The sequence below is a fragment of the Pseudomonas sp. GQ91 genome, from assembly GCF_059758795.1.
The window spans coordinates 161,178-177,167 of the sequence record NZ_JCAXED010000008.1; the positions used below are offsets into that span (position 1 = coordinate 161,178).

Here is a 15,990-nt window from a genome sequence, read left to right on the forward strand (position 1 = left end):
AAAAACGCCCCGAAATCGGGGCGTTTTCACATGATCAACCTGCGAGGCTTACTTGCCCTGCCAGCGTTTCAGTACCAGGGTAGCGTTGGTGCCACCGAAGCCGAAGCTGTTGCTCATCACGGTATTGATGCTGGCATCTTCACGGGTCTTGGTCAGGATCGGCATGTCAGCAATGGCCGGATCCAGCTCGTCGATGTTGGCAGAACCCGCCATGAAGTTACCTTCCATCATCAGCAGGCAGTAGATCGCTTCGTGAACGCCGGCGGCGCCCAGGGAGTGGCCCGACAGGCTCTTGGTGGAGCTGATGGCCGGCGGCTTGTCACCGAATACCGCGCGCACACCTTCCATTTCCTTGGCGTCACCGACCGGAGTCGAGGTGCCGTGGGTGTTCAGGTAGTCGATCGGGGTATCAACGGTGGACATGGCCATCTGCATGCAGCGGATGGCGCCTTCGCCGCTTGGCGCAACCATGTCGTAGCCGTCGGACGTGGCGCCGTAGCCGACGATTTCCGCGTAGATTTTCGCGCCGCGGGCGAGGGCGTGTTCCAGCTCCTCGACCACCACCATGCCACCACCACCGGCGATGACAAAACCGTCACGCTTGGCGTCGTAGGCACGCGAGGCTTTTTCCGGGGTTTCGTTGTATTGGGTCGACAACGCGCCCATGGCGTCGAACAGGAACGACTGGCTCCAATGTTCTTCTTCACCGCCACCGGCGAAGACGATGTCCTGTTTGCCCAGCTGGATCTGCTCGACTGCGGTACCGATGCAATGAGCACTGGTGGCGCACGCGGAGGAGATCGAGTAGTTCACGCCCTTGATCTGGAAGGGGGTGGCCAGGCACGCGGAAACGGTGCTGCCCATGGTCCGCGTGACGCGGTATGGACCGACGCGCTTGACGCCTTTTTCACGCAGGATGTCCAGCGCTTCCATCTGGTTCAAGGTCGACGCGCCGCCGGAGCCGGCGATCAGGCCGGTACGCACGTTGGACACCTGGTCGTCGCTCAGGCCGGAATCGGCGATCGCGTCCTTCATGGCCAGGTAGGCATAGGCCGCGGCATGGCCGACGAAGCGATAGATCTTGCGATCGATCATTTCTTCGAGGGGCAGGTCAATGGAGCCGGAAACCTGGCTACGCAGACCCATTTCGGCATATTCCGGGTTGAAGCGGATGCCAGGGCGACTTGCACGCAGGTTAGCGGAGACGGTCTCTTTGTCATTGCCCAGGCACGAAACGATGCCCAGACCAGTGATAACGACGCGGCGCATGCGGATAACCCTTAAAAGTTGTCAGTGGAAGTGAACACGCCGACCCGAAGGCCTTCGGCGGTATAAATCTCGCGACCGTCGACGCTCACCGAACCATCGGCGATGGCCAGGTTCAGCTTGCCCTTGAGGACGCGCTTGATTTGAATGTTGTAGGTGACTTTCTTGGCGGTCGGCAAGACCTGGCCAAAGAACTTCACTTCGCCCGAACCCAGGGCACGGCCACGGCCCGGCAGACCCTGCCAGCCGAGGAAGAAGCCAACCAGTTGCCACATCGCATCAAGGCCCAGGCAGCCCGGCATGACCGGATCACCTTCGAAATGGCAGGCGAAGAACCACAGGTCCGGGTTGATATCCAGCTCGGCGACCAATTCACCTTTGCCGTACTTGCCACCCTCTTCGCTGATATGGGTGATGCGATCCACCATCAGCATGTTCGGGGCGGGCAGTTGCGCGTTACCTGGGCCGAACAGCTCACCGCGACTGCAGCGCAGCAGGTCTTCCCGAGTAAAGGCGTTTTGTTTGGTCATGCGAGCTCCTCAATAATCCCATGCGGCAGGGTAGGGCAAATCTTCCCGACCGACTGAAGCGTGCTTGCCTCACGTCGGCAGCCTACACGTAGACTATTGCGTTGTAGTGAAAGTCACAGCATCAAGGACATGAATGTACACTTGTGCACTGAAAATTTAAACCTGGCCTGTTTACAGGCCCGTCCGGGTGCCTAAGACTGCCGCACTTTCGTCTTTCACGCCAGTCGCAGTTGGCTGGTGGTGCTCATCTAATGCACCCAGCGTTGCAGGATTTGCTGCAAGTCAGTGCGTTTGAACGGCTTGGCCAGGTAATCGTTCATTCCGGCGGCCAGGCAGGCTTCCCGGTCACCTTGCAGGGCGTTGGCGGTCAAAGCGATGATCGGTAGATCGGCGCAACCGGGCAAACGGCGAATCTGCCGAGTGGCCTCGTAGCCATCAATCAACGGCAGGCGGCAATCCATCAGGATCGCGGTAAAAATCAGACTTTCGGCACTGCGAATGGCTTCGGCACCATCCGTCGCAATGCTCACCTCGAACCCCAGGCTGCGCAACATCGCCTCGACCACCGTGCGATTGACCGGGTTGTCCTCCACCAGCAATACCGTGCGTCCCTCACCCGCGCCAACCTTGCCTTGGGCGTCGGGGGCAATTACCGGAAGACGTTGCTGCTGGATCGCCAGAGGGATTTCCAGGGTGAACACCGAGCCGCGGTCTTCTTCACTCTGGGCGCGCAAGGTGCCGCCCATGCGCTCCGCCAGCGTGCGGGCAATGGGCAGGCCCAGGCCGGTGCCACCGTAGCGCCGCGAAATCGAGCTGTCGGCCTGTTGGAAGGCATTGAACATCAATTCCAGACGCTCGGCCGAGATGCCAATCCCGCTGTCACGCACCGTGCATGTGAACCACAGCAATTCATGGTCGAGGGCTTGCCAATGGGGCTCGACACTGACGGAGCCGTGTTCGGTGAATTTCAGTGCGTTGCCGATCAAGTTGACCAGAATCTGGCGGATCCGCGTCGGGTCGCCCTGGACCTGCAACGCGTCCATGCCCGGCGGAATCGAGGACTCCAGCACCAGCCCGCGCTGCATGGCGCTGTGCTGGAAGGATTGGGTAGAACTCTGGATCAATTCCAGCAGGTTGAACGGGATGTGCTCCAGTTCCAGGGCCGAACGTTCGATACGCGAGAAATCGAGGATGTCGTTGATGACTTTGAGCAAGTGTTCGGTGGATTCCGATGCCAGTGCCGCGTACTCGGTCTGCTCGTCGGTCATGGACGTGGTTTCGAGCAGTTGCAGCATGCCCAGTACGCCGTTCATCGGCGTACGCAGTTCGTGGCTCATCATGGCCAGGAAGTCGGACTTGGCACTGTTGGCCCGCTCGGCCTCTTCACGGGTCTGGATCAACTGGGCCATGGCCTGTTGTTGTTCGCGACTGGCCTGATGCAGGCCTTCAGCGAGATTATTGATGTGGCGCGACAGGTCCCCCAGTTCGGAATCATCCACGATGGGCAACTGCGTCTTGTAGTCGCCTTGCTGGATCGCCTTGACTGCATTGCCCATGGCGCTGATCGGTTGCGACAGACTGGCGGCCAGGCGTCGGGCCAGAATGAAGGTGAACAGCAGGGCGAACAGCGCGAGGACTGCGGCCTTGAAGAGGATTTCCTGTTGGCGCTGGCTGAAGGCATCGTTGGACATGCCGACGATCACGCGACCCAGATAATCAGGCCGTGGTGCCTTGGGGGGCTCGCTGCTGTCCTGGAAAAAATCGTTGCCCAGCTGGATATGCTGCAAGCGAATCGGCGCTTGAAAGACCTTTACCGATAACGAACGGTCTTGTTTTTCCGAGGGCTGCTCGACATACACCAGGATATTTTCCGTGGCGTCCTGGATTTCCAGGAAGCGCACATGCGGTGTGGCCAGGGTCGCCCGCAACAGGCTTTCGAGTACGTCGTTGTTGCCGGAAATCACCCCGTATTCGGTGGCGGGGGCCAATTGGTTGGCAATCAGTTGGCCGGTGTGATCGAGTTCCTGGCGCAGGTCCTGGATTCGCACAAAGGTAAAGAAACTGATCAACAGCAACGTCAACAGCAGTGCCGGGCCCAGGGTGATGATTTGGGTGCGCGTATTGATGTCCCAGCGGCGACGCAAGGTCATGGGCGTTTCTCCCCTTCGGCCAATCGGGTCGCGACGGTGTTTTCATCCACCTGTTCTATTCCCAGCGAGCGCGCCACTTGCGGGTTGCCCACGACTTTGAAGTGTTCCGGGTACAGTGATCGTGGCCAATGGGCCGGCGGCTGATCCAGCAAACGGTCGAGGACCTGCAGCCAGTCGTGCTGGTCGCTGTAGGTACTGGCCAGGCTCCCGGCCCGGACGAAGCCGGCGTTGGGTCCGATCAGTGGCAGTTGGCGGGCGTAGCTGCTCAATAACAGGTTTTTCACGGTTTTCGGGTTGTACAGTTGAGGGTCGTCCACCCCGAGCAGTACATCGCTGTGTTTGAACAAGGCCAGCAGCGCGCGGCTGTCATTCGTGTCTTCCCAGTACTGCGCCACAATTTCCAGCCCCAGGGGAGCGGCGTACTGGCGCAGTTCGCGGAGCAGGAATTCGCTGTCCTTGCCATACAGCACACCGATGCGCCGATACTGCGGCAGGATATTGGCGATCAGGCGCAATTGCCGATCCGGTGGCGGGTCGCTCCACAACAGGCTGATCTTGCCCGGCCAGTGATCGCCCAGGCGTTGATGGGCTTGCAGGCGGCTGATGCGCAGCACCAGCGTCGCTGGGCCCTGGCTGTCTTGCAGACGCCAGTCGAGGCTTGGAGGATCCAGTAGAACCAGGCGAATGCCAGCCGGTAAGCGGCCTGGCGCGGGCAGATCCTTGAGCGGTTTGAAGACGACGTTGTCCTTGGGACGCTGTTGCGCGAGGGCTTGAGCAAACGCTTGCACTCCCGCGCTGTCTTCGGCAGCAGTCAGCAGGATTTCCGCGCTCCAGGCGGGCATGCTGAATATCAAGCAGACGAGCAGCAGGCTGCGGCGCCAGAGCCTGCTGCACCAGAGTGTGGTCATCCGTGACTGAGCAGGGTTCATATCAGAACTCTAACTCCGCACTGAAGTAGAGCACATGGCGTTGGTCGTAGTTGTTGTCGGGCCACGTGGTGGGCTGGTGATCGAGCCGCTGCTGCAGCATGCCGGCCAACTCCAGATTGGCCTTGCCCACGGGGATGCGCTTGGCAATGCGCAGGTCGACCCGTTCAAAACGGTATTGGTTGAGTGCGTCGTTGCCATAATAGAACAGCGCACTGGACCAGCCGTGGCCCCATTCCCGCAGCCAGCCCGCCGAGCCACTGTTGCGCGCCGTTTGCTGCTGGTCCAGCGGGTTGCTGGCGCTGGCGTCGACGTAGGCATACGTCAGGCGCAACCGGTCGGCCGTACTCAGGTGCCAGTCCAGTTGGGTTTCGGTGCCGATGAAGCGCGAGCGGTTGCTGTTGCTGGCAATGTACTGGTTATTGCGCAGCGGCTCGCTGATCATGCCGGTGATCTCGTCATAGAATAGCTTGACGTCGAGATTCAGCCCGAGATCGGCAAAAAAGCCGTTATAGCCCAGTTCTCGAGAGCGCATCAGCTCCCTGTCGAGGTTGCCCGGGCCGCGGGTCTTGACGAAATACTGGCCGGAAGTCTGCCCGTAGACCGGGGAGCTGAGTTGGGTAACCCGGTAGCTCCAATTGACGTTGTTCTCGAACATGTCCGGCGAACGGATGGCCTCGGAATACACCGCCCGCAGGCCGTGACGCGGATTGATCAGGTAGTTGACCGCAACCCTCGGCGTGAGCGAGTTGCCGCTCAGGTGGGTGTGTTCGTACATGGCACCGCCCTGTAACAGCCAGTGTTCGCTGGCCCGCCATTCCAGATGGCCGAACAGACGCCAGGTGGTGTCGTCCAGGGTGCCATTGAAATAGGTTTCCGAATCGGCGCGGTCATAGCGGTAGTTCATGCCGCTGACCAGGCGCAGGCTGTCGGACAGGCTCAGGGTGTCCTGCACTTCCAGGTCGTAGCGGCTTTCCTTGGTGCTCTGGTCGATGTTGCCGCAGACGCTTTCCTTGCCGCCATTGTTCCATTGTTGCAAGACCTGCTGGGCCAGCGCCTGCTCGGCGGCGGAGCCCGGTGGCGGGGTGCCGTTTTCATAGCGCTGCATATGCCGCGCCAGACGCTCGGCATAGTCAGGGTTGAGCTGCCAGAGTCGGGTCAGTTCGGGACTGAACGAGACCTTGGCATCACAGGCTTTCCAGATCTGGCGCCGATCCCATTGCTGGGCCGAGCCCTGGATATACAGGCTGTGCTCTGGATTGAAATCGAAATTCCAGCGCAGGGAGGTGGCGTAGTCCTTGGCGCTGACATCGGAATCAGTCCCGTTGTCGGTAATCCCGTCGAACACCGGTTTGTAGGTATAAGGTCGCTGGTTGGTGCCTTCCTTGGCGCTCAGTTGCCAGTCGATGCTCTGTTGCTGATTGAGCGTCTGGCTGACCGCCAGGCTGAAACGGCTAAGACGCCGGCCGTCACGGTAGTCGGCACCGAAACGATCGCTGTCAAAGCCGTCATCCTGTTGCCCGGAAAACGACAGGCGCAAATTGCCGGTGTCCCAGCCCAGGCCCTGGCTGGCATACCAGTCGTTGATTCCGCGTTCGCCGCGGATGATTTTCATCCGTGTGCCTTGGCTGTTGGCGGGCGAGCGCGTGAGGATGTTGACCACCGCCATCAGGGCATTGGCGCCGTAGCTGACGGTATTGGGGCCGCGAAACACCTCGATGCGCTCGATATCCTCCATGGCGACCGGAATGTCGCTCCAGTCCACGGTCGCCAGCCCAGCGCGGTACACCGAGCGTCCGTCGATCAGCACTTGCATGCGCCGGGCTTCGCTGGCGCTGGTGCCGTGATAGTTGACGGCGGCCTGGTTTCCCGTGGTGTAGCCGACCATCATCCCCGGCACCAGCCGCAGCAGTTCGGCAATGTCCCGCGCACCGCTGGCCTTGATCAGCTCGCTGTCGATCACCGTCATGCTGCCGGGCACGGCGGCGGCCGACTGCTTGAGCCGGGTCGCCGTCAGGACTTGCGGCAGCGGCTGGTTGTCGAGGAACAGATCATCGGCCAGCAACGGGCTACTGGCCAGCAGCGCCAGGAACAGGGATGAGCGAGGAGGAGGGCCCCAATACACGGTTCGGCCTTGATAATTGCGGATAGCCGCCCATGTTAACTGAGGTACGCGCTTTTGCCAGTCGGTAAGCGCGCAATTACTGTGGCCTGGTCGGCCATTTTCCGACAAAACGTGGGAAATCACACGGGGGCTGGCCGCCGTCAGGTCGGCCCGTATAATGCCGCCATCGCCACTGGTATGGATTAACGGATTGCATATGACTGAACAGCGCCCAATTGCGGTCCTGGGAGGCGGAAGTTTTGGTACCGCCGTGGCTAATCTGCTGGCTGAAAACGGCCACCAGGTGCGTCAGTGGATGCGTGATCCCGAACAGGCCGAGGCCATTCGGGTCAACCGGGAAAACCCCCGTTACCTCAAAGGCATCAAGATTCACGCGGCGGTCTCGCCGGTCACTGATTTGCAGGCAACCCTGGAGGCGTGCGACTTGTGCTTTGTCGCCTTGCCGTCCAGCGCCCTGCGTTCGGTGCTGGCGCCCCATGCCGAGCGCCTGGCGGGCAAGTTGCTGGTCAGCCTGACCAAAGGCATCGAGGCCCAGACGTTCAAACTGATGAGCGAAATTCTCCAGGAGATCGCTCCGTTGGCGCGCATCGGCGTGCTCTCGGGACCGAATCTGGCGCGGGAAGTGGCCGAGCACGCCTTGACCGCCACGGTGGTGGCCAGTGAAGACGAAGCGCTGTGCGAGCAGGTCCAGGCCGTGCTGCACGGTCGCACTTTTCGCGTCTACGCCAGTGCCGACCGTTTTGGCGTGGAGCTGGGCGGTGCGCTGAAAAACGTCTACGCGATCATCGCCGGGATGGCTGTGGCGCTGGGCATGGGGGAAAACACCAAGAGCATGTTGATCACCCGTGCCTTGGCGGAAATGACCCGCTTCGCCGTCAACCAGGGCGCCAACCCGATGACCTTCCTCGGCCTGGCGGGCGTGGGCGACCTGATCGTCACCTGCTCGTCGCCGAAAAGCCGCAACTATCAGGTCGGCTTTGCCCTGGGCCAGGGCCTGAGCCTGGAAGACGCCGTCACCCGCCTGGGAGAAGTGGCTGAAGGCGTCAACACACTGAAAGTGCTCAAGGCCAAGGCCCTGGAAGTGGGCGTGTACATGCCGCTGGTCGCCGGTCTGCATGCGATTCTGTTTGAAGGGCGCACCTTGAATCAGGTCATCGAGGTCTTGATGCGGGCCGAGCCGAAAACCGATGTCGATTTTATCTCCACCAGTGGTTTCAATTGAGGAACGCGCGATGAACGATCCGAAAGCAGCACCCAAATATGAATCCATTCTCCTGCGCGTCCTGTGGATGCTGGTGTTTGCCCTGGTGTGGCAGGTGGCGCAGTTCATGCTCGGCGCATTGGTGGTGGTGCAACTGATTTACCGCCTGATTTATTCGGCACCGAATCTGGGGCTGATGAATTTTGGCGACAGCCTCAGCCAGTTCCTGGCACAGATTGGTCGCTTCGGCAGCTTCCACAGCGAACAGAAACCCTGGCCTTTCGCCGACTGGCCAACCCCGCGTGCGCCGGAAGGTGAAGCTGCGCACAGCGTGCCAGCCGCGCCGCATCCGGCGCGTGATGAAGAGCCGAAGCTATGAAAATCTGGGTGTTGCGCCACGGTGAAGCCGAGGGGCATGCCCGCACGGACGCCGAGCGCAATCTCACCGAGCATGGCCGCGCTGAAGTGTTGCGCAGCGCCGCCGAGCTGATTGGCCAACCTATCAGTGCGATCATCGCCAGCCCTTATGTACGGGCCCAGCAGACCGCGCAACTGGTGCGCGAGGTGTTGGGGTTCGAGCCGGCGATTCGCACGGTGCCGTGGTTGACGCCGGACGGAAATCCGTTGCGGGTGCTGGAGAAGCTCGACACCGATGACAATGTGCTGCTGGTCAGCCACCAGCCGTTGGTCGGTAGCTTGATCAGCTTTTTGCAGCATGGCCATCAGCGCCAGCCGCAACCGATGCACACTGCCAGCCTGGCGGAGCTGGAAGGGGATTTTCCGTTGGCGGGGCTGATGAGCCTCAATAGCGTCAAAAACCCCTGACCTCAAGAGAGTACTCGGCCAAATGTGGGAGCGGGCTTGCTCGCGATGACGGTGTAACAGTCGACGTTAATAGTGACTGACCCACCGTCATCGCGAGCAATCCCCACATTTGGTTAAGGTAGTGCCAGCCAGCGCTTGCAGTGCTCCTTTGTGCATGGAATAGTCGCCCAAGCAAGTGCTTGGTTGGCCATCCTCAGCACGCACAGGAGCGCGTCCCATGTCTGTCGCTTTTCGTTTGCCGTTGCAGGTTTTCTTCGAGCGTGAAGCGCGGCACCCGCGTCAGCGATTTCTGGTGCAACCGATGGCCGGCGGTTTGGTGCAGACCTTGAGCTGGGGCGACGTCGGTCACCAGGTCCGCTGTGCTGCCCATTGGTTACGGGCGCAGGAATTGCCCCAAGGCTCGCACATTGCCCTGATCTCGAAGAACTGCGCCCACTGGATCATCGCCGACCTGGCGATCTGGATGGCCGGGCATGTTTCCGTGCCGCTGTATCCCAATCTCACCGCCGAGTCGGTGGCCCACGTGCTGGAGCATTCCGAGGCGGCTTTGGTGTTCGTCGGCAAACTCGACGATTGGCCGGCCATGGCGCCTGGAGTAAAAGCCGGACTGCCGACCGTCAGCCTGCCGCTGTGCCCCGACGGGCGGTTCGACTTCACCTGGGCCGAGGTGCAAGCCTGCTCCCCGATCCAGGACGACCCTGCGCCTGCCGCCTCGGACCTCGCCACCATCATCTACACCTCGGGCACCACCGGCCTGCCCAAAGGCGTGATGCACAGCTTTGGCGCCCTGGCGTTCGCCGCCACGCGTGGCACGGAGCTGTTCGGGTTGGGCGAAGGTGATCGGCTACTGTCCTACTTGCCGCTGTGCCACGTAGCCGAACGAATGTTTGTCGAAATGGCCGCGATCTACACCGGGCAAACCGTGTTTTTTGCCGAAAGTCTCGACACCTTCCTCACCGATTTGCAACGGGCACGGCCGACCGCGTTGTTTGGCGTACCGCGGATCTGGACTAGGTTCCAGATGGGGGTCTACGGCAAAATCCCGGAAAAACGCCTGGACGCCTTATTGCGCCTGCCATTCATCGGCAAACGCGTCGGACACAAAGTACTTGCAGGGTTGGGGCTGGACGCGGTGCGCGTGGCCCTTTGCGGGGCGGCGCCGGTACCCGAGGCGCTATTACGCTGGTACCTGCGCTTGGGCCTGGATGTGCTGGAGGTGTACGGCATGACGGAAAACTGCGGCTACTCCCATGTGTGTCGGCCTGGCCAACAGACCATCGGCTGGATCGGCCTGCCGTGTCCGCAGGTCGAGGTTCGCCTTGACCCGTCCGGCGAAGTCCAGGTGCGCAGCGGTGCGACCATGCTTGGCTACTTCAAGGATCCGCAGAAAACCGCTGAGACGATTACCGCAGACGGCTTCCTGCGTACCGGTGACAAGGGCGAGCAGGATGCCGATGGCCGTCTGCGGCTGACCGGGCGACTCAAGGAGATATTCAAGACCAGCAAGGGCAAGTATGTCGCGCCGGCCCCCATCGAAAACCGTTTGGCGGAACACGCTCGTATCGAGCAGGTGTGCGTGGTCGGTGACGGCTTGAGCGCCCCGATGGCTCTGTGTGTGCTTTCCGCGGTCGGGATGCGAGAAGCCGACGGTGCCGCTCGTCCGGCGTTGCACGCCAGCCTGGAGCGCTTGCTGGAGGAGGTCAATCAAGCGTTGGACAAACATGAACGCTTGCGCCAATTGGTGGTGGTGAAGGACAGTTGGGCAGTGGAAAACGGCTTCCTGACCCCGACGTTGAAGATCAAGCGCAATGTGATCGAATCCCGCTACGGTCCCCGCTTTCAAGCCTGGAGCGAGCGCGCCGAAGCCGTGCTGTGGCAGGATTGAGCACCCGATGAAATCAATAAGGACACTGCAATGAGCGTGTGGCGTACCGTTCCCAATATCGAGCAATTGAATGCCCTGCAGAAAAACACCATTGGCGAGGTGCTGGATATTCGTTTTGAAGCGTTTGACGGCGAGTCGCTGACAGCCAGCATGGTCATCGACCACCGCACGCATCAGCCTTACGGCTTGTTACATGGTGGGGCCTCGGTGGTATTGGCGGAAACCGTCGGTTCCATGGCCAGTTACCTGTGCATCGACGCCAGCAAATTCTATTGTGTGGGCCTCGAAATCAACGCCAACCACTTGCGGGGCTTGCGTTCGGGGCGTGTGGCGGCGACGGCCAGGCCGATCCATATCGGGCGCACGACGCATGTCTGGGACATTCGCCTGACCAGCGACGAAGGCAAGGCCAGCTGCATATCGCGCCTGACCATGGCGGTGGTGCCGTTGGGTGAACAGCCGCCGGCACGATAGGCGTGGCGTGAGTGTCATCATTCCTGGCAGTTACAGTCATTGCTGTGGCGGCCAGGCGTGGGGACAATCCACTCCTGCCTTTGATGATGGACAGGTTATGTCGCAACAGGTGTTTTTCACGCACGCCAATGGGTTTCCCTCGGCGACCTACGGCAAGTTATTCGATGCGCTCGCCCCCGAATATGCGGTGGCGCATCTGCCGCTGCATGGCCACGATCCGCGGTTTCCGGTGGATGACAACTGGCAGAACCTGGTGGATGAACTGATTCACCACCTTGAACAGCAGCCCGCGCCGGTATGGGGCGTCGGTCACTCATTGGGCGGCGTGTTGCATTTGCACGCGGCCTTGCGGTGTCCGCAGCTGTATCGCGGGGTCGTCATGCTCGACTCCCCGGTGCTGACGCTGGCTGACCGCTGGGTGATTCGCGCCGCCAAGCGCTTTGGCTTCATCGATCGCCTGACGCCCGCCGGGCGTACCTTGGGGCGGCGTGAAGAGTTCATCGACATGGACGCCGCACGCCATTACTTTTCCGCCAAAACGCTGTTTCGTGGCTTTGATCCGGAATGCCTGGAAGCCTACCTGCAACACGGCTTGCAACAGGTCGGCGACCGTCTGCGCCTGCGTTTTGACCCGGCGACCGAAATCAGCATCTATCGGGGCGTACCGCATACCAGCCCCGGCCATGCCCGACAATTGAAAGTGCCGCTGGCGGTGGTGCGGGGCCGACAGAGCCGGGTGGTGATGCGTCACCACGCCAGCGGCGTCGCGCGCCTGCCCATGGGCGAAATGCTGACCATGCCCGGCGGCCACATGTTTCCCCTTGAGCGTCCGCAAGACACCGCGACCTTGATCAAGCGCCTGTTCAGCCGCTGGGAAGCGCGTGAGCGTAGTTGCGCATGACCCGTCCCGTCGAAGAAGTGCGTCTCAGCCTGCCGCACATTGAATTGGCCGCCCATCTGTTCGGCCCCGAGTCTGGCTTGCCGGTAATCGCCCTGCATGGCTGGCTGGACAATGCCAACAGCTTTGCGCGGCTGGCGCCGAAACTGCACGGCGTGCGCATTATCGCCCTGGACATGGCCGGCCACGGGCACTCGGCCCATCGTCCGGCTGGAGCGGGTTATGCCCTGTGGGATTATGTCCACGATGTACTGCAAGTCGCTGAACAGCTGGGGTTGAAACGTTTTGCATTACTTGGTCATTCGCTCGGCGCGATTGTCTCGCTGGTGTTGGCCGGTGCCTTGCCTGAACGTGTGACGCACCTGGGGTTGATCGATGGCGTGATCCCTCCGACCGCCACCGGGGAGAACGCCGCCGAGCGCTTGGGCATGGCGTTGCAGGCGCAATTGAGCCTGCAAGATAAACGCAAACCGGTGTACGGCACCCTTGAGAGGGCCGTCGAGGCACGGATGAAAGGGCTGGTGGCGGTCAGTCGTGAAGCCGCTGAACTGCTGGCCCAGCGGGGCCTGATGCCGGTGCCCGGCGGTTATACCTGGCGCAGCGACAGTCGCTTGACCCTGGCTTCGCCGATACGTCTGACAGAAGAACAGGCCATGGCTTTCGTACGACGGGTCACCTGCCCGGCACAACTGGTGGTCGCGGAAGACGGGATGTTGGCGAAACATTCTGAATTGCTTTCTCAGCTACCTTTCTCGGTCACGAGGCTTCCTGGTGGCCATCATTTGCATCTTGACGACGAGTCGGGCGCTACTCTTGTTGCAGACTGTTTCAATCGGTTCTTCACCGCGCCTTGACTTGACGCGGTCAACTGCCGAGGCTGGGCGGATTGAAAGGGAGTCAACCATGAGCAATCTGAACACCTTGAAGGCATCCAACGGCCCAGGCGCGCCCATCCGATGAGTAGGCCGAAAGACGTTATCCGTACTCTGGGGCTGTGCTGTCTGAGCCCCATGGTGTTCGCCGCCGATGTGCCGGGAAGCCAGGATCTACCGGCCGTGGAGCGCCCGATCGATGCAGAAATCGTCGATTATCGTCCGGCCGAAAACAAGGAACGCATTTACCCCATGGGGGCGATTCGCAAGATCAGCGGCAAATTGCGTTACGACGGCCAGGTCATCGCTCGTGGCCCGGTCACCGGACTTACCTACGAACTGCCCGCCGAACACAGCTCCAGCGACGCCTTCAAGGCCGCGCGTGAAACGCTGCAAAAGCAGGGCGCGCAACTGTTGTTCTGGTGCAAGGCACGTGACTGCGGCGAAAGCAGCCTGTGGGCCAATGACGTGCTGGGCAACGCCAAGCTGGTGGGTGCAGATGTCCAGCAGGAGTTCCTCCTGTCACGCCTCGCCGCGCCGCAGGATAACTCGCTGGTGGCGCTCTACGGGATTACCCGCGGCAATCGCCGGGCTTATCTGCATGTCGAGCAACTGGATGCGAGCACGCCATTGGCGGACGTGCGACCGACATCGGCGACATTGCTGCGTGTGTTAAAAAGTAGCGACACGCTGGATTTTCCGGAACTGAGCGGCGAGCCCGATCCTGTCTGGCTGACCTTGATTTCGCGAGGATTGAACCTGGACACCAGCTTGAGAGTCAGTGTGAGCGGGCCAAATGCCGAGGCCTGGCGAAAGGGCTTGGCGGGCAAGGGCGTGCGTGAGGCGCGCCTGGAAACCGGGACTTCCGAGACCAAGGGCCTGCACCTGCAATTGATCCGCTGACCGGTCAGGGCGAACGGAACGGTGCCGTTCGCCTAAACTCACGTCCTGACGACTTTTTTCGAGAAACTACATGCTCAACAACGATCGCCTGCTGGTGCAGATCCTGCTCCTGGTGCTGTTTGGTGCCAGCTTCTGGGTGATGGCCCCGTTCTGGTCGGCGCTGTTCTGGGGCGCGGTGCTGGCGTTTGCCAGTTGGCCGCTGATGCGCCTGCTGACCCGCACGCTGGGTGGCCGTGAATCCCTGGCGGCGGGAATCCTGACGTTGGGCTGGATGCTGTTGGTGGCGGTGCCGTTGGTGTGGCTGGGTTTCAATCTCGCGGACCATGTGCGCGACGCCGTGGCGCTGATCAAGAATATCCAGGTCGATGGCTTGCCGGAGGCGCCAACCTGGCTGGGTTCCTTGCCCTTTATCGGCACGCGGCTGGTGGGCATGTGGGACAGCATCGATCAGCAGGGCGCGGCCTTGATGGTCACGCTCAAGCCGTATCTGGGGCAGGTCGGCAACTGGTTGCTGGCCCGCAGCGCGCAGATTGGCGGCGGGATTCTGGAACTGACCCTGAGCCTGGTGTTCGTGTTCTTTTTCTATCGCGACGGGCCGCGCCTGGCGATGTTCGTCCACCGGTTGCTGGAGCGTTTGATTGGCGACCGCGCCGGATACTACATCGAACTGGTCGCCGGTACCGTGCAGCGGGTGGTCAACGGGGTGATCGGTACAGCGGCGGCCCAGGCGCTGCTGGCATTGATCGGCTTCCTGATCGCCGGCGTACCGGGGGCGCTGGTGCTGGGGATTGTGACTTTCCTGCTGAGCCTGATTCCCATGGGACCGCCGCTGGTGTGGATCCCGGCCACGGCCTGGTTGGCGTGGAAGGGCGATTACACCTATGCGGTGTTCCTCGGGGTGTGGGGTACTTTCATCATCAGCGGCGTGGATAACGTGCTTAAGCCGTACTTGATCAGCCGTGGCGGTAATTTGCCGTTGGTGATTGTGTTGCTTGGGGTGTTTGGCGGATTGATTGCGTTTGGCTTTATCGGGCTGTTTATCGGGCCGACATTGCTGGCGGTGGCTTACAGCCTGTTGACGGATTGGAGTGCCAGTCAGACCCAGGCTCAGGCGCAGGCACGGCGGGAAGATGAGGCGGGGTAGGAGGATTTACCGATCATCGGACCCCGCAAAGGCGCTGCTTGCGCTACAATCCGCGCCGATTTCGACTTGCCTGAGAGCCCATGCCAATGTCCGTCTGCCAGACTCCTATCATCGTCGCCCTGGATTACCCTACCCGTGACGCCGCGCTGAAGCTGGCTGACCAGTTGGATCCCAAGCTTTGCCGGGTCAAGGTCGGCAAGGAACTCTTCACCAGTTGCGCCGCGGAAATTGTCGGCACCCTGCGTGACAAAGGCTTCGAGGTGTTCCTCGACCTGAAATTCCACGACATCCCCAACACCACGGCAATGGCGGTCAAAGCCGCAGCGGAGATGGGCGTGTGGATGGTCAATGTGCATTGCTCAGGCGGCCTGCGCATGATGACGGCCTGCCGTGAAGTGCTGGAACAACGCAGCGGCCCCAAGCCATTGCTGATCGGCGTGACCGTACTGACCAGCATGGAACGTGAAGACCTGGCCGGGATCGGCCTGGATATCGAACCACAGGAACAAGTGTTGCGTCTGGCAGCCTTGGCACAGAAGGCCGGCCTGGATGGGCTGGTCTGTTCGGCACTGGAAGCCCAGGCGTTGAAAACCGCCCACCCGTCGCTGCAGTTGGTGACTCCGGGGATTCGTCCTTCGGGTAGCGCCCAGGATGATCAGCGTCGAATTCTGACGCCTCGCCAGGCGCTGGATGCGGGTTCCGATTACCTGGTTATCGGTCGCCCGATCAGCCAGGCGGCCGATCCAGCCAAGGCCTTGGCTGCCGTCGTGGCCGAGATCGCCTGATCTGTT

Annotated in this window: 15 protein-coding genes; 10 read left to right on the forward strand and 5 right to left on the reverse strand. The window is 61.2% G+C overall.

Annotated features, from left to right (window positions below; genetic code table 11):
- Window positions 1-48: 48 nt before the first annotated feature.
- From fabB to AC6CIA_RS14150, 5 genes are all read right to left on the reverse strand, one after another.
- Window positions 49-1,269 (reverse strand): beta-ketoacyl-ACP synthase I, encoded by a 1,221-nt coding sequence (gene fabB, locus AC6CIA_RS14130; RefSeq protein ID WP_339528740.1) that lies wholly within the window; start codon window positions 1,267-1,269, stop codon window positions 49-51.
- A gap of 11 nt (window positions 1,270-1,280) precedes the next feature.
- Window positions 1,281-1,796, reverse strand: a complete 516-nt coding sequence (gene fabA, locus AC6CIA_RS14135; RefSeq protein WP_003172830.1) for a 3-hydroxyacyl-[acyl-carrier-protein] dehydratase FabA — start codon at window positions 1,794-1,796, stop codon at window positions 1,281-1,283.
- Window positions 1,797-2,044: 248 nt separating this feature from the next.
- On the reverse strand, window positions 2,045-3,946 hold the full coding sequence (locus AC6CIA_RS14140; protein ID WP_498312820.1) for an ATP-binding protein: 1,902 nt from the start codon (window positions 3,944-3,946) through the stop codon (window positions 2,045-2,047).
- Window positions 3,943-4,854 carry an ABC transporter substrate-binding protein gene (locus AC6CIA_RS14145; protein WP_498312985.1) on the reverse strand — a complete coding sequence of 304 codons (912 nt, stop codon included), beginning with the start codon at window positions 4,852-4,854 and terminating at the stop codon, window positions 3,943-3,945. Before AC6CIA_RS14145 ends, AC6CIA_RS14140 begins: the two co-directional genes overlap by 4 nt.
- Before the next feature lie 22 nt (window positions 4,855-4,876).
- Complete coding sequence (locus tag AC6CIA_RS14150; protein ID WP_498312822.1) at window positions 4,877-6,997, reverse strand: TonB-dependent receptor plug domain-containing protein; 2,121 nt, start codon at window positions 6,995-6,997, stop codon at window positions 4,877-4,879.
- Between the two features lie 196 nt (window positions 6,998-7,193).
- Between AC6CIA_RS14150 and AC6CIA_RS14155 the strand changes: the two genes are divergently transcribed.
- The 10 genes from AC6CIA_RS14155 (at window position 7,194) to pyrF (ending at window position 15,984) form a co-directional block, all read left to right on the forward strand.
- A complete protein-coding gene (locus AC6CIA_RS14155) occupies window positions 7,194-8,219 on the forward strand; it encodes an NAD(P)H-dependent glycerol-3-phosphate dehydrogenase (RefSeq protein ID WP_498312824.1) in 1,026 nt (341 codons plus the stop codon).
- Between the two features lie 10 nt (window positions 8,220-8,229).
- Complete coding sequence (locus AC6CIA_RS14160; protein WP_498312825.1) at window positions 8,230-8,577, forward strand: DUF4389 domain-containing protein; 348 nt, start codon at window positions 8,230-8,232, stop codon at window positions 8,575-8,577.
- On the forward strand, window positions 8,574-9,023 hold the full coding sequence (gene sixA / locus AC6CIA_RS14165; protein WP_498312827.1) for a phosphohistidine phosphatase SixA: 450 nt from the start codon (window positions 8,574-8,576) through the stop codon (window positions 9,021-9,023). Before AC6CIA_RS14160 ends, sixA begins: the two co-directional genes overlap by 4 nt.
- A 217-nt stretch (window positions 9,024-9,240) precedes the next feature.
- Window positions 9,241-10,908: an AMP-binding protein gene (locus tag AC6CIA_RS14170; RefSeq protein ID WP_498312829.1), complete on the forward strand. Its 1,668-nt coding sequence runs from the start codon at window positions 9,241-9,243 to the stop codon at window positions 10,906-10,908.
- Window positions 10,909-10,938: 30 nt separating this feature from the next.
- Window positions 10,939-11,382 (forward strand): hotdog fold thioesterase, encoded by a 444-nt coding sequence (locus AC6CIA_RS14175; RefSeq protein ID WP_339528748.1) that lies wholly within the window; start codon window positions 10,939-10,941, stop codon window positions 11,380-11,382.
- A gap of 97 nt (window positions 11,383-11,479) precedes the next feature.
- Window positions 11,480-12,283, forward strand: a complete 804-nt coding sequence (locus AC6CIA_RS14180; RefSeq protein WP_498312831.1) for an alpha/beta fold hydrolase — start codon at window positions 11,480-11,482, stop codon at window positions 12,281-12,283.
- Complete coding sequence (locus AC6CIA_RS14185) at window positions 12,280-13,134, forward strand: alpha/beta hydrolase (protein WP_498312833.1); 855 nt, start codon at window positions 12,280-12,282, stop codon at window positions 13,132-13,134. Before AC6CIA_RS14180 ends, AC6CIA_RS14185 begins: the two co-directional genes overlap by 4 nt.
- Window positions 13,135-13,236: 102 nt before the next feature.
- Window positions 13,237-14,055 carry a DUF4892 domain-containing protein gene (locus AC6CIA_RS14190; protein ID WP_498312835.1) on the forward strand — a complete coding sequence of 273 codons (819 nt, stop codon included), beginning with the start codon at window positions 13,237-13,239 and terminating at the stop codon, window positions 14,053-14,055.
- Window positions 14,056-14,125: 70 nt separating this feature from the next.
- Window positions 14,126-15,199: an AI-2E family transporter gene (locus AC6CIA_RS14195; protein WP_498312837.1), complete on the forward strand. Its 1,074-nt coding sequence runs from the start codon at window positions 14,126-14,128 to the stop codon at window positions 15,197-15,199.
- An 86-nt stretch (window positions 15,200-15,285) separates the two neighbouring features.
- Window positions 15,286-15,984: an orotidine-5'-phosphate decarboxylase gene (gene pyrF, locus AC6CIA_RS14200; RefSeq protein WP_498312987.1), complete on the forward strand. Its 699-nt coding sequence runs from the start codon at window positions 15,286-15,288 to the stop codon at window positions 15,982-15,984.
- The last annotated feature ends 6 nt before the right edge of the window (window positions 15,985-15,990 follow it).